Origin of the sequence: Haloferax sulfurifontis (assembly GCF_014635105.1) — an archaeon.
Taxonomy (GTDB): Archaea; Halobacteriota; Halobacteria; order Halobacteriales; family Haloferacaceae; genus Haloferax; species Haloferax denitrificans.
Window position 1 is genome coordinate 301,971 of record NZ_BMCI01000003.1, and the last position, 19,720, is coordinate 321,690.

Here is a 19,720-nt window from a genome sequence, read left to right on the forward strand (position 1 = left end):
TTATATGAGTCCTCCCGCCGGTGCCGCCGCCCGTCCGAGGATGAACGCGAACGCCGCGAGGAACATTCCGTGTTTGAGCCGACGCTGGGCCGCGGCCGGGTCACTGAACGACCGGGCGGCGGCGACGAGCATGAGCGCGTCGGCGGGGACGACCACGGCGAGGTACGCCAGTCCGAACTCCCCCCGGACGAACGGCACCGCGCTCGCGCCGACCGCGACCACGAGGACGGCCGCACCGAACCACAGCGACGCCGCCTCGCCGACGACGATGGGGAGCGTCCGAAGCCCCTCGGCTCTGTCGCCGCCGATGTCTTCGACGTCCTTGACGATTTCGCGGGTCAGCGTCGCCAGCGCGGCGAGCACGCAGAGGACGGCCGCGCCCAACGGCTCGCCGATGGCCGCGCCGCCGAACAGGAACGTCGAGCCGGTGAGCGCGGCGACGACGACGTTGCCGACGCCGGGGAGTCCCTTGAAGAACTCCGTGTACGCGAGGAGCGCGACGAGGTTGACCACGGCGATGGCGATGGCGACGACCGGGAGGACGAGCGCCGAGACGACCGCGCCGCCGAACAGCGCGACGCTGAACCACTTGGCCTCGGCGGCGCTCACCGCGCCGCGGGGAATCGGCCGGTCCGGTCGGTTGATGCGGTCGATGTCGCGGTCGAAGTAGTCGTTGACGGCGTTGCCCGCGCCCGTGGCGAACACGGTGGCGAGCACCGCCGCGACGACGACGAGCGCATCGCTCGGGGACGCCCCGGCGACGAACGCCCCGGTGAACGTGAGCACGCCCGCGGCGACCGCGTTTCCCGGTCGGGTGAGTTCGGCGAACCCGCGCGCCCGCGCTCCGAGAGACATACCCCGTATTGTTCCGAGGTCGGGTATAAATCGCGCGGAGTCGCCGCCTCGAATCAATCCATTTAAAGCAGTCCACAACAGACGAAGTCATGTAGGGCGCTTAGCTCAGTCTGGACAGAGTGCTTGGCTTCGGACCAAGTTGCCGTGGGTTCAAATCCTGCAGCGCCCATGATTTTGCGAGGAACCTCGCGACGAGCGACGGCTCAAGCCGAACGCACCGGCTCACGTTCTGAGCTCACTCCCCCTTGGGGTTTTACAATCCGAACTCGCGCCGCGCCGAAACCCCGATTCTTCTAGGCACAACCGAGTTAGGTACGGCTCCCCTCATACACACCCACATGGACCGGACCGAATACGCGATACTCACGGTCATCGCACTCGCGACGGTCGGACTCGGCGTGTTCACGACCACACAACCACTCGGGACGTTCCTCGTAGAGAGCACCCGAGAGGCGCTTTCGACCACCGCGGCCATGGCGTGGGTGACGTGGTGGGCGCTCGTCGTCGGCTTCGCCATCGCCGGCGGCGTGGAGGCGTGGACCTCCGGCGAGGAGGTCTCGGAGCTACTGGCGGGCCACGGCCCGCGGGAAATCGGCTACGGCTCGCTGTTCGGCTTCGTCTCCTCGTCGTGTTCCTACAGCGCCATCGCCACCGCGAAGAACCTGTTCAAGAAGGGCGGCTCCGCGGCGGCGACCCTCGGGGCGTTCATGTTCGCCTCGACCAACCTCGTCATCGAAATCGGCGCGGTCATCTGGATTCTGCTCGGCTGGCAGTTCCTCGTGGCCGACGTCCTCGGCGGGTTCATCCTTATCGGGCTGATGGCGTTCGGCCTCGTCTACGTCGTGCCCGACGAGGTGGTCGAACAGGCTCGACGGAACGTCCAAGTCGAGGGTTCGGAGACCGTCCGCGACCCCGTCTGCGGGATGGAAGTCGACCCCGACGAGACGGAGTACAGCGTCGAACACGACGGGCGGACGTTCTACTTCTGCTCGAAGTCGTGCAAGGAGAGCTTCGACCCCGAGGCGGCGAACACGACAGTCCGCGAGCGGGCCACGTCGCTGTCGGGGTGGAAGGCGCTCGCCGACAAGCAGTGGAAGGAGTGGGGGATGCTCTGGGACGAAATCGCCATCGGCTTCGTCTTCGCCGGCCTCATCGCCGGCTTCATCCCCGAGTCGGTGTGGACCTCGGTGTTCTCGGGGCCGACGTTCGGGCTCCCGGTGTACGTCTTCTGGACCGCGGTCCTCGGGGCGGTCATCGGCGTCGCCACCTTCGTCTGCTCGGTCGGGAACGTCCCGTTCGGGGCGGTGCTGTTTTCGAACGGCCTGCCGTTCGGGAGCGTCCTGAGCTACATCTACGCCGACCTCATCGTCCCGCCCATCATGGACGCCTACCGCGAGTACTACGGGACGACGTTCGCGGCCGTCCTCTCCGGGATGATATTCGTGTCGGCGGTCCTGACGGGCGTCGTCATCCATTTCGTCTTCCTCGGCGCGGGGCTCATCCCGTCGCCCGAGAGCGTTCAAATCGCCGAGGTGAGCATCGAGGCCGACTACAAACTCGTGTTGAACGTGTTCGCAACGGCCCTGTTCGGCGTCCTCTACTGGCTCCACCGCTCGGAGTCGGTCGGAAACGAGGGCCGCGGCGGTCACGGCGAGGCGGCGCAGGCCGGCGACTGAGCCGGCGACTCGCCGCTCGACGTGCGAAGCGCGCGACACGCGACCCAAAAGAAAACCGAAGACCGACCCCGGGTCTCCACGGACCCGCTGAACCCCCGGCTTACGCTTCGAGGTGCTCGATGCCCCGCTTCGAGACGTTCGCCCGGGTGACGTAGTCGTCCATCCACTCGGGGGCGTCGTCGTCTTTCGCCTCGGTCCACGCCCACCCCTCGTAGATGTGGACGCGGTCGGTCCCGCGCTCGCGGAGCCTGAGCGTCGCCTTCCCGTCGATGTCGTCGGGGCTGGGGGCGGGGTGGAGCCGGCGGGCGGCCTTCAGCGCCGCCTGCCGGGGATACGTTCCGCTGAACACGCTCGTCTCCTCGCCGTCTTCGACGAGGACGAAGTTTCGCTTGCCGTCTTCTCGTACCATGCGTGGCTATACCACGCACTCCGAATTAGTAGTTGGTGTCGCCGAGCGTCACCGCGCGGCTTCGGCCGGGCGGCGACGCCCCGAGCGACTCCACGCGAGGTCACAACAGCGCGTCGAGTCGCGCTCGGTGGAAGTCCACCGCGGCCGTCCCGGTCCGCTCGGGGTAGCCGGGACGGGTCACTTCGCCCGCCGAATCGACGGACGAGCGGACGACTGCGGCGACCCGATAGGCGCGCGGGACCGCCGGAAGCGGCCGGACCGACTCGTAGCCCGCGCGGAACGCCCGGCGGAGCGGCGCGCCGTCTTCGACGTACCAGTCGGCGACGAGGTGTTCGACCTTGGCGACGGCGAGTCCGGGCGCGGCGGCCATCGGTTGGCCCCAGTCGAGCACGGCGGTCACGCGGCCGTCGGCGACGAGCGCGTTCCCCGGTCTGAAGTCCCACGGGTAGAGGTGTGACGGCGGGTTCGCCGGGAGCGAGGCGGCCGCGACGGCCTCCTCCAACCGCTCTCGAAGCCCGTCGAACGCGGGCGGGATCGCGGCGATTCCCTCGCGGGCGTAGGCGGCGAACCACGTCTCCCAATCGCTGTCGTCGGCGCTCGCGGCGTCGAATCCCTTGTCGGTCGCCGTTTCCGATTCGAACGCGGCACCGCCCGCGGCCGCGTCGCCCCCGTCGGCTCGCTGTCCGCCGCGAGCAGAGCCCACGAGCCGACCGTAGCCGTCGAAGGTGAACTGTTCGTGGAGCTGGCCGAGGCCGACGCCGAACGACCGAGCGACGCGTCGCTGGGCCGTCGCGTCGAGCGAGACGAACCGCTCGTGGAGTTCGTCGCCCGGGGCGCGCTCTGCGACGACGTAGCCGACCCCGTCGAGCGCGCCCGACGCGAGGACGCGGGGGACCGGAATCGTCGTGCGCTCGCGGACCGCCCGCGAGAGGGCGGCTTCGAGGGCGAGCGCCGCGGCGTCGGTCGCCGTCTGGACGACGACTTCCCCGCCGTCGGCGAACGTCGCGACCGCGGTCCGCTTGTGGTTCCCCTTCGGGACGCGGGCCGTCCTCGCGACGCGTCGCTCCGGGAATTCGCGGGCGAGCACGGTCGCGACGGGGTTCATGGACCCACTCTCGGGCGACGCGAACAAAGGTCCAGCGGACGGTTCACGGGCGGTCGGTGGCGACGCCGACGCCGCGTGAGCCGAGTCACGGTCCGCCGTCGAGAATCGCCGGGAAGTCGGCGAGCGACCGGAGGACGTACGCCGGAGCGTAGGAGGTCGGGTCCGGGTCGCGTTTACCGTCCGTTTCGACCGGGCACCACGCGGCGTCGAGGCCGGCGCGGTGGGCACCGTCCACGTCGAACTCGAGCGAGTCGCCGACGTGGAGGCTCGCGTCCGCCCGGACGTCGAGGGCTTCGAGCGCCCGGTCGAACGGGTCGGGGTGAGGCTTTCGCCGCGGCATGTCGCCCGCGAAGACGACCGAGTCGAACGCGTCGGCGATGCCGAGCGCGTCGAGTTTGATAGACTGCCGACGTTCGGGGCCGTTGGTGACGAGGCCGACCGACGCGTGCTCGCGGGCGGCGGCGAGCGCGGCCTCGGCTCCCGGTCTGAACGAGACGGCCGAGTGGTCGACCGTCTCGACGAACCCGCGGGCCAGCGCCCGGACGTCGACCCCCTCGCGGTCGTGTTTCGCGGCGACGCGCTCGAAGCCGTCGGCGAGGTAACCCTCGTGGTCGTCGTGGTCCGGCGGGCCGTCGAGCGAGGCCCAGAGGTCCGACGGCTCGCCGAAGCGGTCGAGACCGGCGGCGTCGAACGCGCCGGCGTAGACGGTTTCGCCGCTCTGGTCGTTCGTACAGAGCGTGTTGTCGAGGTCGAAGAGAATCGCGTCGAACGGTGCCACGCTCGCTCTTGGGGCGGCGGCGGTAAAACCTCATCCACGGTCGACGCCGACCGCGGCGGCGAAGTCCCGCGAGTCGCGGGAGGTCTCAGCCCCGCCTCAGAAGCCCTTGCCGAGCAGTTCGCGGGCGATGATGTTCTTCTGAACCTCCGTGGTCCCCTCGTAAATCTGCGTGATTTTCGCGTCGCGGTAGAGCCGTTCGACGTCGTGGTCGTTGACGAAGCCGGCCCCGCCGTGAATCTGGACGGCCTCGTCGGCCACGTCGGTGGCGACGTTCGAGGCGAACTCCTTCGCCATCGACGCGAGCGTGGTCAGTTGGCCCTCGTCGTTGTCGACGCTCCACGCCGACTTGTAGGTCAACTGCCGGGCGGCTTCGGTCGCGGTGTGCATCTCCGCGAGCTTGTGCTGAATCGCCTGGAAGTCGCCGATGGAACGGCCGAACTGCTCGCGCTCTCTGGCGTAGTCGAGCGCCCGCTCGCAGGCTCCCTTGGCGATGCCGACCGCCTGCGCGGCCACCGCGGTCCGCGTCTCGTCGAAAAACTGCATGAGCTGGAGGAAGCCCATCCCCTCGGTGCCGACGAGGTTCTCCGCGGGCACGCGCACGTCGTCGAAGACGAGTTCGGCCGTGTCGCTGGCGCGGATGCCCATCTTCCCGGTTATCTTCTCCGCGGCGAAGCCGTCGCGGTCGGCCTCGACGATAATCTGCGAGAAGCCCGCGTAGCGGTCGTCCGCATCGGGGTCGGTCCGGCACATGACGACGAAGTAGTCGCCGACGCTCCCGTTCGTTATCCACATCTTACTGCCGTTTATCACCCACTCGTCGCCGTCCTTCTCGGCGCGGGTGCGCACCGAGGTCACGTCGGAGCCCGCCTGCGGCTCGCTGATGGCCGCGCCCATGACGGATTCGCCGTCCGTAATCGGCGGCAGGAAGCGCTCTTTCTGGTCGTCGGTGCCGAAGCTGATGATGGCCTCCGCGCCGAAGCCGGCGCTCGTGATGCAGAGTCCGATACCGGGGTCGACCGCGAACAGCTCCTCGGTGACGATGGCGTTCTCCAGCGACGTGTAGCCGACGCCGCCGTACTCGACGGGGAAGTGCGCCCCCGTCAGTCCCATCTCCGCCGCCTTGCGGACGACGTCGGCGGGGTACGCCTCCGCCTCGTCGTACTCGACCGCGACGGGCGCAATCTCGTTTTCGGCGAACCGCCGGACCTCCTCGCGGATGGCCCGCTGTTCGTCCGTGAGCGAATAGTCCATGGTTGTTAGTCACAAACGCGGGCGATAACGGTTGTGACACCGAGAAAAACGTGCGTCGAGTTGACTCGGCGGGCGGGGATTCGGCGGGTCGGGCGGGCCGAACGGGTCAAACGGGTCAGCTCAGTCGGCGGCCTCGACGGCCGCGAGCGGGAGTTCGATGACGAAGACGCTCCCCCGGGGTTCGTTGTCCTCGATATGCACGGTGCCGCCGAAGTTGGTGACGATGGTCTCGACGAGGTACAGTCCCGTTCCGGTGCCGGGGCTCTCTAACCCTTTCGCGCCCTTCCCGAAGACGACCGATTTCCGTTCGTCGGAGATGCCCGGGCCGTCGTCGGCGATGCGGACGGTGACGCGTTCGCCGTCCGCCGCGCCCGAGACGGAAATCGACGGGTGGTCGCGGTCGCTGTGGACGACCGCGTTCTTCAGGACGTTCACGAACACGGAGTCGAGCAGGTCGTTGGCGAACACCGTTGCCGGCGGGAGGTCATCGACCGTGAACGCCGCGTTCGGATAGCCCTCGCGCACGTCTTCGACGGCCTCGCGGACCGCGTCGCCGACGTCGAGGGCGCGGCGGCGCTCGTCGTCGTTCGTCGCGCGCATCAGCTGTCCGAGCACGTCGGTGAGGTCCACGGTGTTGAGCGCCCGCCGGAGCGCGGTCTCCAACTGGCTCCGCGCCTCGTCCGACAGCGGTTCGTGTTCGAGGACGATGTCGATGTACGCCGTCACGAGTTGCATGTCGTTTCTGATGTCGTGGCGGACGATTCGGTTGAGCACCTCCAGCTCGTCGTTTCTCGACTCCAAGGCGAGTTCGTAGCGTTTCCGCGGCGTCACGTCCCGGACGGAGACGACCCAGCCGAGCGGGTCGCCCGCCCGGTCGAGCGGGATGCGCGTCAGTTCGACGTAGCGCCCCCCCTCGACGAGCACGTCGCACGTCGGGGGGTCGCCGGCGAGATCGCCGTAGTTCGGGACGGCCTCGCTCGCCGGGCGGCCGAGGAGCGGGCCGTCGGTTCCCAAAAGCGGGCGGACGTGGTCGTTGACGTGGACGACGACCTCGTCGGCGTCGAGGACGACGAGCCCGTCGGCCGAGTGCGCGCCGGCGGTCGCGTAGGCGAGCGGGAGGATGTCGAGGAGCCGGTAGCGGTAGACGGCGATGCCGAACGTCACCGAGGGGACCGCGAGCGAGGCGGGGATGAGGTTGACGCCGCCGGCGAGCGGCGCGGTGTCGGTGAGTTCGAGCGCGGCGACGACCGACGGCACGACCATCCCGACGAGGAGGAGCGTCGCCTGTGTCCGGTAGGGGCGGTCGAGTTCGAGGGCGTACTGGCCGATGACGCCGAGCCCGAGGAACAGAAGCACGAAGCCGTAGACGAGGCCGAACACGCTCACCGGGCCGTCGGTGACGGAGAGCGTCGTCACGCCGTCGACGGTCGACAACTGCCAGCCGGTGTAGCCCAGCTCCAGCGGGTTGGTAAAGAGGACGACGAGGAACACCGCCGGGACGACGTACAGCGACGCGACGACGTAGCGGTCGAGCAGTTCCCGGCGGCCGGTGTACGCGAGGGCGAAGACGAAGAACGTCGGCGCGGCCGTCATCGCGCCGACGTGGAGGAGCTTGTACGCGAACAGTTTCGCGCCGGGGTCGACGAGGAGCAGTTTGACCGCCGTCGTCGCGGTCCAGAAGGAGACGGCGGCCGTCAGCACGGCGAACGAGACGACAGTCGGGTTTCGCCCGCGACGGCGGACGAACCGGACCGCGTACGCCGAGAGGACGGCGGCGACGACCGCCGCGAAGACCATCGGGTAGGCGTAGGCCGTGTGCTGCCAGTTCATCGAACACCTCGCTCGGCGGTCACGTCTCGCGGAGTGCCCACAGACGCGAAGTCTCGGCGGTCGTGCCCGGTATCGTCGGTGATAGCTGGAGATACTCCGGCATCCGATAAAGAACTTCTCAGGGGTAGGCCGCCGAACCGCGGAGCGGTTTGCCCCCGACGACCCGTCAGGCGTGCAGTTCCTCGTCGACGAGGTCGACCGCGCGCGAAACCGCCCCGACGGAGGTGAGGTGGCCCGCCCCGACGGTGGCTTTCATCGCCTTGGCGGCCTTCCCGCGGAAGATGCTCGGGCCGACCTGCGCGACCGCGCCGTCGCCGACCGAGACGATCCAGCCGGGCACCTCGAAGCGGTAGGGCTCGGGCCGCGGGGCGAACTCGTTCTCGCCGGCGTCGGCCTCGAACTCGACCTGTGCGGCGATGTTGCCGGCGACGGTCTTCGCCTCGCGGAGCGCCGCGGAGGCGCTCGCCGGCACGGGCTCGCCGTCGGCGTCGACGGCGCGGGCCGCGTCGCCGACGACGAACGTCCGCCCGTCGAGTCGGAGGTCCGCCCTGACGGGAGGTCGCTCGCCGCCCATCGCGTCGTCGCCGGCGATGCCGCCGGTCCAGACGAGCAGGTCGTAGTCGACGTCGCCGGTGTCGGTCTGGACGGTCGCGTCGGTCACCGACTCGACGGTCGTCTCGGTCCGAATCTCGACGCCCCTGTCGAGGAGTTCGTCGCGGACCGCCCGCTGGAACGACTCGTCGAACGACGGCGCGACGGCGTCCAGTTGCTCGACGAGGACGACATCGGCGTGCGCGCCCTCCTCGTCGCGGAGCGCGGCGAGTTCGCCCGCGACCTGCACGCCCGACAGCCCCGCGCCGCCGACGACGACGGTCCCGCCCTCGTCGCAGTCGTCGAAAAAGCGCTTGCGGACGGTTTCGGCGTCCGCGACGCGCTTCAGCGGGACCGAGTGCGATTCGAGGCCGGGGATGTCGTAGTAGGCGGTCTCAGCGCCCAGACAGACCGCGCAGTAGTCGTAGTCGAGGGCGTCGCCGTCGTCCAGTTCGACGGTCCGCGCGTCGCGGTCGACGCCCGTCACGCGGTCGACGACGACCTCGGCGCGGTCGAGCGCCTCGTCGAGGGGGACCTGAATCGCGTCGGCGACCGCCGGCCGCCGAATCGCGCGGTGGACTTCGTGTTGGACGAGGTGATGCGGCGAGTCGTTCACCACGGTCAGGTCGGCGTCGGCGGGGAGTCGGCGTTCGAGGTCGCGGGCGAGCGTGAGGCCCGCGTACCCGGCACCGAGAACCAGGACACGCATGACTGACGGGTAGGGCGCGAGAGAAAAGAGGGTGACGGCGGGTGCCGGTCGCCGGCGCGCGCCGGTTGCCCGCGCGAGAGAACTCAGAACAGCGCTTCGGACTCGTCGAGCACCTCGGCGGGGCCGCCGACGCCCCACACGTCGGTCTCGACGCCGCAGTCGGCGACGACCTCCTCGACGCGGTCGACGTGCTCCTCGGTCGTGTTGACGTAGACGCTCGCGCCGGTGTCGGTCGAGAAGTAGACCGGGACGTCCTCCTCGTTCCGGAGCTTGCGGACGGCGTTGAAGACGGCGATGGTGCGCGGTTGCCAGTAGACCCAGCCGGCGGGGCCGGTCATCGTCGTCGCCGCGAGCGACAGCGAGTCGTGTTCGGCGAGTTCGAAGGCGGCGTCGAAGTCGGCGTCGTACAGCGCGTCGCGCATGTCGTCTATCTGGGCGTGGATGTGGGCCATCCGCGCCTGGAACATGTGGCTGTCTTCGGCCTCGGCGTGGGCCTGCTCGGTCTCCTTGTAGGCGGGGACGTGCGCGGCGACGATGCGCAGGTCGTCTTCGAGGTCGGTCTCGATGCGCTCGGAGCGGCAGTCGGTGTCGTTCATGCCCGAGTAGAGGTGTGAGACCGCGCCCGTGACGGCGCGGGCGGCGGACGCCGACCCGCGGCGGGCGATGGTCGATATCTCGGGGCGCGTCATGTCGAGACCGGCCGCCTCGGCGAGCGCCATCGCGGCCGCGGCGAACCCGGACGCCGACGAGCCGAAGCCGATGTTCGAGGGGAAGGAGTTCTCGCTCTCCAGTCGGACGCGGTGGTCGAAGTCGGCCAGCTCGCGGACCCGGTCGACGACGGCTTGGATGCGCTCCGCGCCGCGGCCCTCGACTTCCTCGCCGCCGATGACGTAGACGTCCTCGTCGGCGTCGCGGAGGAACTCGACGGTCGTCTTCGTGTGGCTCGGGGCCGTACAGACGCTGATGCTGTCGTGATACGGCATTCGGCGCTCGGTGTCTCGCATCCCGTGATACTTCACGAGGCCCTGAATCGGGTGGGCCTTGGCGGTGGCCTTCATGTTCGAACGCCCGTCGGACTCGGGGTTAAACGTCCCGATAGGCGTCGGCTCCGGCGGCTCACGGAAAGAATCGGTCGGAAATCGAGTGCGCGCCGGCGGGACGGCCGGCGGGGTCGGTCGCAATCGGTGCGCAGGAAGGTGGCACGTTCTCCCTCTCCAGCGGGAGACAGTCGAGTTCGATGCAGTCGGTCGTTCGGTTACGCGGGTAATTCGGTTACGCGGGTAACCGTCTCGTGTGTGGCTGTATCGTGATTGCGTTGTTTGGTTGGCGTCGAGTAGTTGGCTGGTTGTCGGGTTCGATGCGGGTGGTTCGTTACGGTGCGGGTGGTTCGTTACGGTTCGATTGGTCGGTCGAATTCGATGCGGGTGGTTCGTTTGCTGTTCGTCGCGTCGGCCGAGTCCGCCCGCCTACTCTGTGGACTCGGATTCGTGTCCTCGCTCCCAGACGTTCGTGACGCTTTCGCCTGTCGGCGGTGTGTGGCTGACGTCTCGCATCGTCTTCGGGCGGTCACTTGTGTTGCTCATGTGTTGCCTTGGTAGTTGCTACCACGGTTCGCGGATAAAGATTTCGGCGATGTTATATTACGACTTATTAGCATACTAGGTCGTATGAGGGGCGCGTCGAATCGGACCCGAACGCGCGTGGAGCGAACGCCTGACGGGCGGCGTCTGGTCGTCTCGCGGCGGGTTTCGGCTCCCGAGACGGCGGCGTGGGACGTGCTGGTGTCGGTCGCCGACTGGCCCGACTGGGGACCGAGCGTGTCGGGCGTCCGCGGCGTCGACGGGCGAATCGAGGCGGGGGACCGCGGCGAGGTCCGCGTCGCCGGCGTCTGGGTCCCGTTCGGCATCGAGACGTGCGACGACGAGGCCCGTCGGTGGACGTGGCGCGTGGCCGGCGTTCCCGCGACGGGGCATCGCGTGGAGCCGGTCGGACCCGACCGGTGTGCGGTGGCGTTCGAAGTCCCCGTGTTCGCGGGGCCGTACGCCGCCGTCTGTGCGGTCGCGCTTCGCAGAATCGAGCGACTCGCAGAGCGGCGCGCTCGCGGGTGAGATGGGTCGCGAGCGAGACAGAATGAGTGACTGGTCCCGAGCGCCGTTCAGAGCGGCCCGAACAGGACGAGCGCGGCGACGACCGCCACCACGACGACGGCCGCGACGAGGAGCGCGAGCGCGCGGCCGGAACCGGTATCCGACGCGGCGTCGGCCTCGGCCGCGGCGCGGGCTTCTTCCGCGTCTATCTCGTCGAGAATCTCCTCGAACTCCGGTTCGTGCGGCTCGTGATACTCGTCGATGATGTCGTCGTCGAGGCCGGCGTCTTCGAGCGCGTCCACGAGGTCGGAAAGCGCCACGAGGTCGATGGGGCGTTCGACCTCGTCGGGGTCGACGAGGAGCGCGCGGTCGCCGTCCTCGTCGGGCTCGTCGAGCTGTTCGTCGGTGGCGAACGCGAGCGCGAGCGTCTCCGCGGCCCGCTCTTCGTCGCCGGTCGTCAGGAGCGTCCCGTAGACGCCGCGGTCGTCACAGCGCTCGGCGAACGCCTCGACGCTCCGGGCGTCGAACGCGGCTTCGACGTCTATCCAGACGACTTCGGCCGGTTGTGACTCCCCGTCCGGGGCCGCAAACAGGAACGTCCGCCCGTCGCGGACGCTCCGTTTCGTCCGCTCCCCGCGGGCCGCGCGGACCCGCTCGACGACCGTCGCCGCGTCGTCAGTATCGAGAAACGAGAGCACGCTCGACAACGACACGTCGCTCATTGTTCAGACAGAACGCGTATCCCGCGATAAACCTTCGCGCCCCATTATCAGTTCGTGATAACGGACGGGCCGCGGGAGCTGTCTCGTCGGAACGCGCTAGTCCGGGCGAACGAGCTCGAACCGGTCGTCGGTCGTCGCGTACTCACTGCCCGCGAGTCGGCCGACCGCGTCGAGTTTCGTCGTGTCGAGTTTGCCGTCGGTCAGCACCTCGTCGGCGACGTGCGCGTGGACGACCTCGCCGAGGACGAGCGTCGACGAACCGACCTCCATGCTGTCGTAGAGGGTGCACTCGAAGGCGACTTTGGCGTCGGCGACGCGCGGGGCGTCGACGCGGACGGCCTCGGCCTTCTCGATGCCGGCGTGGTCGAACTCGTCGACGCCCGAGGGGACCGTCGCGGCGGTCTCGTTCATCGCTTCCACGAGGTCGCGGGTGACCACGTTGACGACGAACTCGCCGCGCGAGATGGCGTTTCGCGGCGTGTCCTTCAGCGACGGTCCGCGGCCGACCGGCGCGAAGACGACGACCGGCGGGTCGACGCTGGCGACGGTGGAGAAACTGTACGGGGCGAGGTTGTCGGCGTCGTCGCCGCGGGTGCTCACCCACGCGATGGGGCGGGGCACCACAGCCCCGGAAAGCAGGCGGTACGGCGAGCCGAAGGCGTCGGGCGCGCCGTCCATCAGCGACTCGCCTCCGCGGGCGGGCGTGGTCGGCTACTCGGCGGGCGACGAGGGCGTGTCGAATCCGGTATTGCGTCGGTCACGAATGGATGTGTGGTGGGTTCGGAGGCCGATGAATCTGTGGGAGAGCGTCAGCTCGGGTGTTGGTGTCGGTTCGGTGTCGGCGTCGGGGCGGGTGTTCTGCCGGGTTCGTGTCGGAACTCGCGCCGCGGCCCCGTCGGCGGGGTTAGAACAGCGTCAGGCCGATGGCGTAGGACCACGTCGTCCCGGTGAGCGCGAGGAAGACGAGCGCGCCGCCGAGCATGACGACGTTCTTCAGGAAGCCGGTCATCTCGGACTCCTGTTGGTCCTCGGGGACCGCCCAGAAGTTGTGGAACACCGGCGTCCCGACCACGAGGAAGACGGCGACGGCACCGGCGGCGAGCGCGGGGAAGACGCCGAGGACGATACCGAGCCCGCCGAAGACGAGCATCCCGCCGGAGACGACGACGCCGAGGCGGGGTGCCGGCAGGCCCTTCATCTCCGCGTAGCCGGTCATGTGGTCGAGGTTCAGGAAGTGGTTGAGTCCCATGAACGCGAGCACCGCGCCGAAGAGGACGCGCGCGAGGAGGAACGCGACGTCCGCGCCCGGGGAGGCGAACTGGAGCGCGACGCTCATCTCGACACCTCCGTCGCGGCGGTGGTCGTGTGGCGGTCCGTCGTCCGGAGAACTACTAACATTGCATTACCTGGTACGAGTCCGAACCAACATATATGTTTGCTGATACGAGTGTTACCGGGTAACCGTTCGGGTATCCGGTTACACGGGCGTTACTCGGGGTTCACACGTCTGATGAGTACATTCAACCGGTGCCGATTTCGTCTCATCTGAGGCGATAGGGTGCCCAGTCGTTTCGTTCTCAACGCATATATGGTACGTATATGGTAGTATTGTCCGACCCTCGAAAGATATACCCCGCTTGGCACTCCATAACATCACGGGACGTGTCAATCATGATGAAAACGACCAGCGGAGAGTCTCGGTTATGACCGAGACGTGGGATTCCGCGGGGCATATCGCGAGTTCACGGTACCGGCTGGCCGTCTGTCGGTATCTCTCGGAGCACGGTTCGGGACTTCCCTCCCGAATCGCCGTCGAGACCGACCTCGCACAGCCGCACGTGTCCCGGGCGCTCTCCGAACTTCGGGAGCGGGGCATCGTCGAACTGTTGGTGCCGGAGTCACAGCAGAAAGGGAGGCTCTACGGGCTGACGGACCTCGGCGAACTCGCCTACGAGCGCGTCGCGCTCGACCGGGAGGCGGACGTTACCGTCGTCGAAGCGGGCGAGTTCCCCGCGCCGGAAATGTCTTCCGAGTTACAGGACGCGTACGGGGACGCGCTCCGGGCGATTGCGTGGTGCGAGCCGCTTCAGACGCGGATTCGGTTCTTCGAGCGGTCGCTTCTCGACCGCTACGACGAGGACACCGTCAAGACGCTCGTTGCGACGCTCACGAACGAGGAGGCCATCGACCAACCCCTCGAAGACCTGCCAATCGGAGGCCCGGAACTCGTCGCGTTCGCCATCGACGACGTGCTCATCGTCAGGGTGCCGCTCGACGACGAGGTGAAAGTGCTCGTCTCGCTCGACGCGAACGCCGATGTGAAACTCGGTGAACTCCGCGACTCCTGCCGACAGATGACGGCCGCAACCCTCGACTCCTAACTTCGGCGCTTTTGCCTCCCGGCCCCTGAGTACGACGCGTGTCACAGCGACGCTCCGTTGTCGGTGTTGATGCTTGCTCTGCGGGCTGGGTGTGCGCCGTCGCCGCCGCGGGCGGCCTCTCCGTGCGAGTCGTCGCCGACTTCGCCGCCGTCTGGGACCTCGCCCGCGAGCGCGACGCCGCGCGAGTGCTCGTCGACATCCCTATCGGCTTGCCCGACGCCGCCCGCCGGGCGTGCGACCGCGAGGCCCGCGAGCGACTCGGCTCTCGGGCCGCCACCGTCTTCTTCGCGCCCGTCCGGGCCGTCCTCGCCGCCGACTCCCACGAGGCGGCCAGCGCGGCCAACCGCGAGCGGACCGGGGCGGGACTCTCGATTCAGGCGTGGCATCTCGTGCCCAAAATCCGCGAGGCCGACGCCGTCTTCCGGCAGACGCCGCGCGCCCGACAGCGCGTGTTCGAGTCCCATCCCGAACTCGCGTTCGCCGCGTTCGCCGGCGAACCCCTCTCGGAACCGAAATCGACGCCCGAGGGCCGTGACCGCCGCCTCGACGTGCTCAGGACGGCGTTCGCTGGAAACGAGGTCTCCGGGGACGGCGGCGACAGTTCGGAAGCCGACGCGACCGACCAGTCAGAGTTCGACCCCGAGCGCGCCTACCGCGAGACGCTGGACCGGACGCTCCGCCGCGACGTGGCCCGCGACGACGTGCTCGACGCGCTCGTCCTCGCCGCCGCGGCCAGCCGTCCCCTCGCGTCGCTCCCGAGCGACCCGCCGACAGACGCCGTCGGACTGGAGATGGCGATTCGCGTCCCGGTGAGCGCTCTCGGATGGTATCTCTCGGATTGACAATCATGCATAACCAACTCCAGAATGTTGAAACACACTAGTATATAGTCAACAATAGTGTGTGGTATTCTCAGAGGAGAAGATATTTATGCACGGTGTTCAATCAGATAGATGGCGTGGCCACTGTCGCCACCACAGAATACCCAGCCCAGCCCAATGCGTGATTCAGTGCCAGCACGCAGTCGGCCGCGCCTCCCGCTGCCTCTACTCGGGTTCGACGACCCCGCCCCGGGCTCGAACCCGACCGTTTCCACGCCCCGAGCGTCCGCTTCGGTCGGCGTTTCGCCCCGTTCTCGCCCGGTTTCGAGCCTCGGGTCTCCGGCCCGAAGCTACATCTGCGACCCATCCTAACCCCGCGTATGTACACCGGCAGGACGGACCAGCCCTGCTGTCTCTGTGACGACCCGAAGACCGTCGCCCGCATCGCGGTCCCCCCGCGAGCGGTGATGCTCATGGAGAACGCCGCCCCCATCGCGTGGCGCGACATCGTCGGCGACGTGACGCTCCAGTTCTGCGAGAGCGACTGGGAGCTCGTCGCCGAGTTGGTCTTGGACCTCGGCATGCACCCGCTTTCGCGGTGTAACGTCGCCCGCGCGGACTTCAGCATCCGCGAGGACTTCGAGGCGCTTCTGAACAGCACCCGCGACGAGCCCGACCAGACAGAACAGGAAGACCGCATGCTCGCCGAGGCGCGCGCCGCCATCGACGACTCTGACGACCCCATGGTCGAGGAACGCGACCTCGTGGAGGCGCACGTCGTGGTCCGCGCGATGGCCGAACTCGGCGTCGACCGGCCGGCGTGAGCCGTGCTGTGCCGTGCTGTGCCGTGTCTCGCGCCGATTTCACGTGCCGATTCTCACGCGCCGGTTGCCACGCCGAACAGCCGCGTCGACCCCCACGAGAGCACGACGATGCCGGCGATGAAGACCGCGAGCGCCGCCATCATCGGGAACGGGTCGAGCGACGGCCCGCCGAGGAACGGCCCGCGGACGATGAGAAACGAGGTGCCCATCGAGAGGCCGAGCCCGACGCTCGTGACGAGCGTGAAAAACAGTTTGGCGACGCCGATTCCCCGCGTGTCGTTCCGGAAGCGCATGGGGACAGGTCCCCCGAACCCCGCTTGAACGATTTGGCCGTCTCGTTGATGTTATCGGTCGGTTGTCGGGTTCCCGTCAGCGCTCGACGCGGAAGCCGGTCTCGCCGTCCGGTTCCTCGTAGGTGACGTCCACGTCCTCGACGGTCGCCATCGGACTCCCGTCGTGGCACCACTCGACCATCGCCTCCACGTCGTCGCGGGGGCCCTCGAAGACGGCCTCGACGCGGCCGTCGGCGAGGTTCTTCACCCAGCCGTCGACGCCGCGGTCGCGGGCGGTGTCGCGGGTCGTCGCCCGGTAGTAGACGCCTTGGACGTGGCCCGAGACGTAGACGTGTGCGCGAGTTCGACCGTGTTCGCTCATGGCTTTCGCTTCGTCCCCCGGCGTCAAAGGCGTGCTGTCTCGGGCGGTCGGTTCCTCGGGGGGCAGGCTCCCCGAGCGACCGTCTCCGCGGTCGTCGCCGCCACCGACCCGTGCGCCCGCCTCGCACGCATCTCCCGAACCGTCAGCATCTAAGTACGACCCCGCCAACGCTGGACTATGGAACTTTTCGGCACCGCCGGCATCCGCGGGAGCGCGACGGAGCGAGTGACGCCGGAACTCGCCCTCAGCGTCGGCCGCGCCGCCGGCCTCGCCGCGCTCGAATCGGACGGGTCCGCCGAGTTCGTCGTCGGCCGCGACGGACGGACGACCGGACAGGGCCTCGTCGCCGCCGTCGAGGCCGGCCTGCTCTCCGCGGGCGCTGACGTGACCCGCGTGGGCGTCGTCCCGACGCCGGCGCTCGCGTTCGCCTCGCGGGGCCGCCGCGGCGTCATGCTCACGGCCTCGCACAACCCCCCGACGGACAACGGCATCAAGATGTTCGTCGACGGACAGGAGTACGACCGCGACCTCGAACGAGACATCGAGACGCGGGTCGAAGCGGGCGCGACCCCGGCCGACTGGGACGACTGGGGCACGGCCGGGACGAGCGGCGTCCTCGACGCCTACCGCGACGCAATCGTCGAGTTCGCCGGCCGGCACGGGTCGGACCTCGACGGCCTCTCCGTCGCCGTCGACTGCGGCAACGGCATGTCCGCACTCGGCACGCCGCAGGTCCTCCGCGACCTCGGCGCGCGCGTCGTCACGCTCAACGGGCAGATAGACGGCCACTTCCCCGGCCGCGAGTCGAAGCCGACGCCCGAGACGCTCGCGGACCTCATCGCGTTCGTCGCCGACGGCGACTTCGACTTCGGCATCGGCCACGACGGCGACGCCGACCGCATCGTCATCATCGACGGAAACGGCGAGGTCGTCCACGAGGACACCGTCATCGCCATCGTCGCCGAGCACTACGTCCGCGTCTCCGACGCCGACGACCCCGTCGTCGTCACGACGCCCAACGCCTCGGGCCGCATCGACGAGCGGGTCCGCGAGGCCGGGGGTCGCGTCGAACGCGTCCGCCTCGGCGCGCTCCACGAGGGCATCGCCAGCGCCCGCGCCGGCGGCGGCGACGTGGTGTTCGCGGCCGAGCCGTGGAAACACATCCACCCGTCGTTCGGCGGGTGGATAGACGGCATCGCCTCGGCGGCGCTCGTCGCCCGTCTCGCCGCCGAGTCCGGCATGGCCGGCCTGCGCGAGCCGGTTACGGAGCGCCCGTATCGCAAGGTGAGCGTCCCCTGCTCCGACGAGAAAAAGGGGGCGGCGATGGCGGCGCTCGAACGCTCGCTCCCCGAGGCGATGGCCCCCGAGTCGGTCGACACCGAGTACGGCGTCCGACTGGAGTTCGCCGACGCGTCGTGGACGCTGGTCCGCCCGTCGGGGACCGAGCCCTACATCCGGGTGTACGCTGAGGCCGACGACGTGGACGCGCTCGTCGACGAGGTGACGGCCGTCGTCGAGGGCGAAATCGAGGACGCCTGAGCGGGTACCGGGGCAGGTTCGACCCGGCGCGAGCGCGAGCCGGCGCGGCGCGAACTCGACGTCCGCGAAGGTGAACCGCGGTCCCGTTCCCGCCGATTTGCAAACGTGGTGATGCGACGCCGCTGAAACCGCGAAACGACACCTTTATGCAATTTTCGCGGCCCCTGTCTCAATAGGAGTTCATAGATATGGACAGACGTTCTTTTGTCAAAGCGGCAGGGGTCGCGGGTATCGCGGGCCTCGCAGGTTGTACGGGCGGACCGTCCGAGGGGAGCCAAGAGACGACGGCGACGACGACCGAGTCGTCCGGCGGCGAGGAGACCACGGCGGCCGAGCAGACGACCGAGGAGTCCGGTCCGGCGGCCTACGTCGGCATGGTCTACGCGCTCGGCGGTCTCGGTGACAAGTCGTTCAACGACGCCGCGAAGCGCGGCATCGAGCAGGCGACCTCGGAGTTCGGCGTCGAGTACGACGAGGCTCAGCCCTCGGCGGCCGAGGAGTTCCCGCAGTTCCAGCGCCGGTTCGCGCAGTCGTCGAACCCGGACTACGACCTCGTGTCGTGCATCGGCTACGCCCAGAAGTCCGCGCTCGCGGAGACGGCACCGAACTTCCCGGAGCAGAACTTCATGATCGTCGACGACACCGTCGACGAGGACAACGTGGCGAGCTACCTGTTCCGCGAGGAGCAGGGCTCGTTCCAGGTCGGCTACCTCGCCGGTCTCCTCACCACCCAGGAGTTCTCGGCGGGCTCCGGCTCGACGACGCCCGACTCGAAGAACGTCGGCTTCGTCGGCGGCGTCGACGCCCCGCTCATCCGGAAGTTCCAGGCCGGCTTCGAGGCCGGTGTGGCGCACGCGGACGAGGAAATCACGGTCGACGCGGCCTACGCCGGGTCGTTCTCCGACTCCGCGAAGGGGAAGGAAATCGCCACGTCGATGTACGACAACGGCGCGGACATCGTCTACCACGCGGCCGGCGGCACGGGCCTCGGCGTCTTCCAGGCGGCGAAAGAGCAGGGTAAGTTCGCCATCGGCGTCGACTCCGACCAGTCGCAGACCGAGCCGAACTACGCCGACGTCATCCTCGCCTCGATGGTCAAGCGCGTCGAGTCGGCGGTGTACACCTCCGTCGAGAACGTCGTCAACGACGAGTTCAGCGGCGGCTCCACCATGACGCTCGGCCTCGAAGAGGACGGCATCGCCGCCGTCTACGGCGCGGAACTCGGCTCCGAAATCCCGCAGGACGTCAAGGACGCGCTCTCGGAGTCCCGCGAGGCCATCATCGCCGGCGACATCGAGATTCCGACGACGACCGAGTAACCCCGCGACCCGTCACTCGCATTTCTTTCGACGCCGCGCCCCGAGCGACGGCGTCCGAGACGAAGCAGTCAATATTGCCGGTTCCACACCGCGGGCAGTCGAACATGCCCGCGGGTTGAACAGTTCGAACTCCCCGATAACCGCCGCGACGCTCCGTGTGGACCACTCC

At 68.7% G+C, this 19,720-nt stretch carries 21 protein-coding genes and 1 tRNA gene; 8 read left to right on the plus strand and 14 right to left on the minus strand.

Annotated elements, in window-relative coordinates; translation table 11 throughout:
- Window positions 1-855, minus strand: coding sequence for a geranylgeranylglycerol-phosphate geranylgeranyltransferase (locus IEV64_RS09810; RefSeq protein ID WP_007273751.1), 855 nt, complete (start codon window positions 853-855; stop codon window positions 1-3).
- 94 nt (window positions 856-949) lie between these two features.
- On the opposite strand from IEV64_RS09810, the gene IEV64_RS09815 reads away from it, so the two are divergent.
- Together IEV64_RS09815 and IEV64_RS09820 are read left to right on the plus strand one after the other, a co-directional pair.
- Window positions 950-1,024, plus strand: a tRNA-Arg gene (locus tag IEV64_RS09815).
- Between the two features lie 169 nt (window positions 1,025-1,193).
- On the plus strand, window positions 1,194-2,531 hold the full coding sequence (locus IEV64_RS09820) for a permease (protein WP_188423779.1): 1,338 nt from the start codon (window positions 1,194-1,196) through the stop codon (window positions 2,529-2,531).
- A gap of 100 nt (window positions 2,532-2,631) precedes the next feature.
- On the opposite strand, the gene IEV64_RS09825 is transcribed toward IEV64_RS09820, so the two are convergent.
- The 8 genes from IEV64_RS09825 to IEV64_RS20175 form a co-directional block, all read right to left on the minus strand.
- On the minus strand, window positions 2,632-2,940 hold the full coding sequence (locus IEV64_RS09825; protein WP_007273780.1) for a non-histone chromosomal MC1 family protein: 309 nt from the start codon (window positions 2,938-2,940) through the stop codon (window positions 2,632-2,634).
- A gap of 100 nt (window positions 2,941-3,040) precedes the next feature.
- A complete protein-coding gene (locus tag IEV64_RS09830; RefSeq protein ID WP_188423780.1) occupies window positions 3,041-4,045 on the minus strand; it encodes a phosphotransferase family protein in 1,005 nt (334 codons plus the stop codon).
- A gap of 85 nt (window positions 4,046-4,130) precedes the next feature.
- Window positions 4,131-4,823, minus strand: a complete 693-nt coding sequence (locus tag IEV64_RS09835) for an HAD family hydrolase (RefSeq protein ID WP_188423781.1) — start codon at window positions 4,821-4,823, stop codon at window positions 4,131-4,133.
- Window positions 4,824-4,919: 96 nt separating this feature from the next.
- On the minus strand, window positions 4,920-6,074 hold the full coding sequence (locus IEV64_RS09840; protein ID WP_007273784.1) for an acyl-CoA dehydrogenase family protein: 1,155 nt from the start codon (window positions 6,072-6,074) through the stop codon (window positions 4,920-4,922).
- A gap of 120 nt (window positions 6,075-6,194) precedes the next feature.
- Window positions 6,195-7,904 (minus strand): sensor histidine kinase, encoded by a 1,710-nt coding sequence (locus tag IEV64_RS09845; RefSeq protein ID WP_188423782.1) that lies wholly within the window; start codon window positions 7,902-7,904, stop codon window positions 6,195-6,197.
- A 166-nt stretch (window positions 7,905-8,070) separates the two neighbouring features.
- Window positions 8,071-9,204, minus strand: a complete 1,134-nt coding sequence (locus IEV64_RS09850; RefSeq protein ID WP_007273786.1) for an NAD(P)/FAD-dependent oxidoreductase — start codon at window positions 9,202-9,204, stop codon at window positions 8,071-8,073.
- A gap of 83 nt (window positions 9,205-9,287) precedes the next feature.
- Window positions 9,288-10,262 (minus strand): phosphomevalonate decarboxylase MvaD, encoded by a 975-nt coding sequence (mvaD, locus tag IEV64_RS09855; protein ID WP_007273787.1) that lies wholly within the window; start codon window positions 10,260-10,262, stop codon window positions 9,288-9,290.
- A gap of 408 nt (window positions 10,263-10,670) precedes the next feature.
- Complete coding sequence (locus IEV64_RS20175; protein ID WP_481128873.1) at window positions 10,671-10,787, minus strand: DUF7989 family protein; 117 nt, start codon at window positions 10,785-10,787, stop codon at window positions 10,671-10,673.
- An 84-nt stretch (window positions 10,788-10,871) separates the two neighbouring features.
- Between IEV64_RS20175 and IEV64_RS09860 the strand changes: the two genes are divergently transcribed.
- Window positions 10,872-11,312, plus strand: coding sequence for an SRPBCC family protein (locus tag IEV64_RS09860; protein WP_188423783.1), 441 nt, complete (start codon window positions 10,872-10,874; stop codon window positions 11,310-11,312).
- 47 nt (window positions 11,313-11,359) lie between these two features.
- Here the strand turns inward: IEV64_RS09860 and IEV64_RS09865 are convergent, their stop codons facing one another.
- The 3 genes from IEV64_RS09865 to IEV64_RS09875 all read right to left on the minus strand — a co-directional run bounded on the left by IEV64_RS09865 (window position 11,360) and on the right by IEV64_RS09875 (window position 13,349).
- Window positions 11,360-12,013: a hypothetical protein gene (locus IEV64_RS09865; protein WP_007273789.1), complete on the minus strand. Its 654-nt coding sequence runs from the start codon at window positions 12,011-12,013 to the stop codon at window positions 11,360-11,362.
- 96 nt (window positions 12,014-12,109) lie between these two features.
- Window positions 12,110-12,691: a flavin reductase family protein gene (locus IEV64_RS09870; RefSeq protein ID WP_007273790.1), complete on the minus strand. Its 582-nt coding sequence runs from the start codon at window positions 12,689-12,691 to the stop codon at window positions 12,110-12,112.
- Window positions 12,692-12,917: 226 nt separating this feature from the next.
- Entirely contained in the window at window positions 12,918-13,349 is a 432-nt protein-coding gene (locus tag IEV64_RS09875) for a DoxX family protein (RefSeq protein WP_188423784.1), read from the minus strand.
- 367 nt (window positions 13,350-13,716) lie between these two features.
- Between IEV64_RS09875 and IEV64_RS09880 the strand changes: the two genes are divergently transcribed.
- The 3 genes from IEV64_RS09880 (at window position 13,717) to IEV64_RS09890 (ending at window position 16,039) form a co-directional block, all read left to right on the plus strand.
- Window positions 13,717-14,394, plus strand: a complete 678-nt coding sequence (locus IEV64_RS09880) for a winged helix-turn-helix domain-containing protein (protein WP_188423785.1) — start codon at window positions 13,717-13,719, stop codon at window positions 14,392-14,394.
- Window positions 14,395-14,432: 38 nt separating this feature from the next.
- A complete protein-coding gene (locus IEV64_RS09885; RefSeq protein WP_188423786.1) occupies window positions 14,433-15,236 on the plus strand; it encodes a DUF429 domain-containing protein in 804 nt (267 codons plus the stop codon).
- Between the two features lie 359 nt (window positions 15,237-15,595).
- Window positions 15,596-16,039 (plus strand): DUF7960 family protein, encoded by a 444-nt coding sequence (locus tag IEV64_RS09890; RefSeq protein ID WP_188423787.1) that lies wholly within the window; start codon window positions 15,596-15,598, stop codon window positions 16,037-16,039.
- A 53-nt stretch (window positions 16,040-16,092) separates the two neighbouring features.
- Here IEV64_RS09890 and IEV64_RS09895 read toward each other — a convergent pair whose 3' ends face one another.
- Both IEV64_RS09895 and IEV64_RS09900 read right to left on the minus strand, forming a co-directional pair.
- Window positions 16,093-16,332: a DUF8132 family protein gene (locus IEV64_RS09895; protein WP_007273795.1), complete on the minus strand. Its 240-nt coding sequence runs from the start codon at window positions 16,330-16,332 to the stop codon at window positions 16,093-16,095.
- A 76-nt stretch (window positions 16,333-16,408) separates the two neighbouring features.
- Window positions 16,409-16,693, minus strand: coding sequence for an acylphosphatase (locus IEV64_RS09900; protein WP_007273796.1), 285 nt, complete (start codon window positions 16,691-16,693; stop codon window positions 16,409-16,411).
- 177 nt (window positions 16,694-16,870) lie between these two features.
- On the opposite strand from IEV64_RS09900, the gene IEV64_RS09905 reads away from it, so the two are divergent.
- Complete coding sequence (locus IEV64_RS09905) at window positions 16,871-18,232, plus strand: phosphopentomutase/phosphoglucosamine mutase (RefSeq protein ID WP_188423788.1); 1,362 nt, start codon at window positions 16,871-16,873, stop codon at window positions 18,230-18,232.
- A 188-nt stretch (window positions 18,233-18,420) separates the two neighbouring features.
- The gene (locus IEV64_RS09910) at window positions 18,421-19,551 is read left to right on the plus strand and encodes a BMP family lipoprotein (protein ID WP_007273798.1); all 1,131 of its coding nucleotides are present in this window, start codon (window positions 18,421-18,423) and stop codon (window positions 19,549-19,551) included.
- Window positions 19,552-19,720 lie beyond the last annotated feature (169 nt).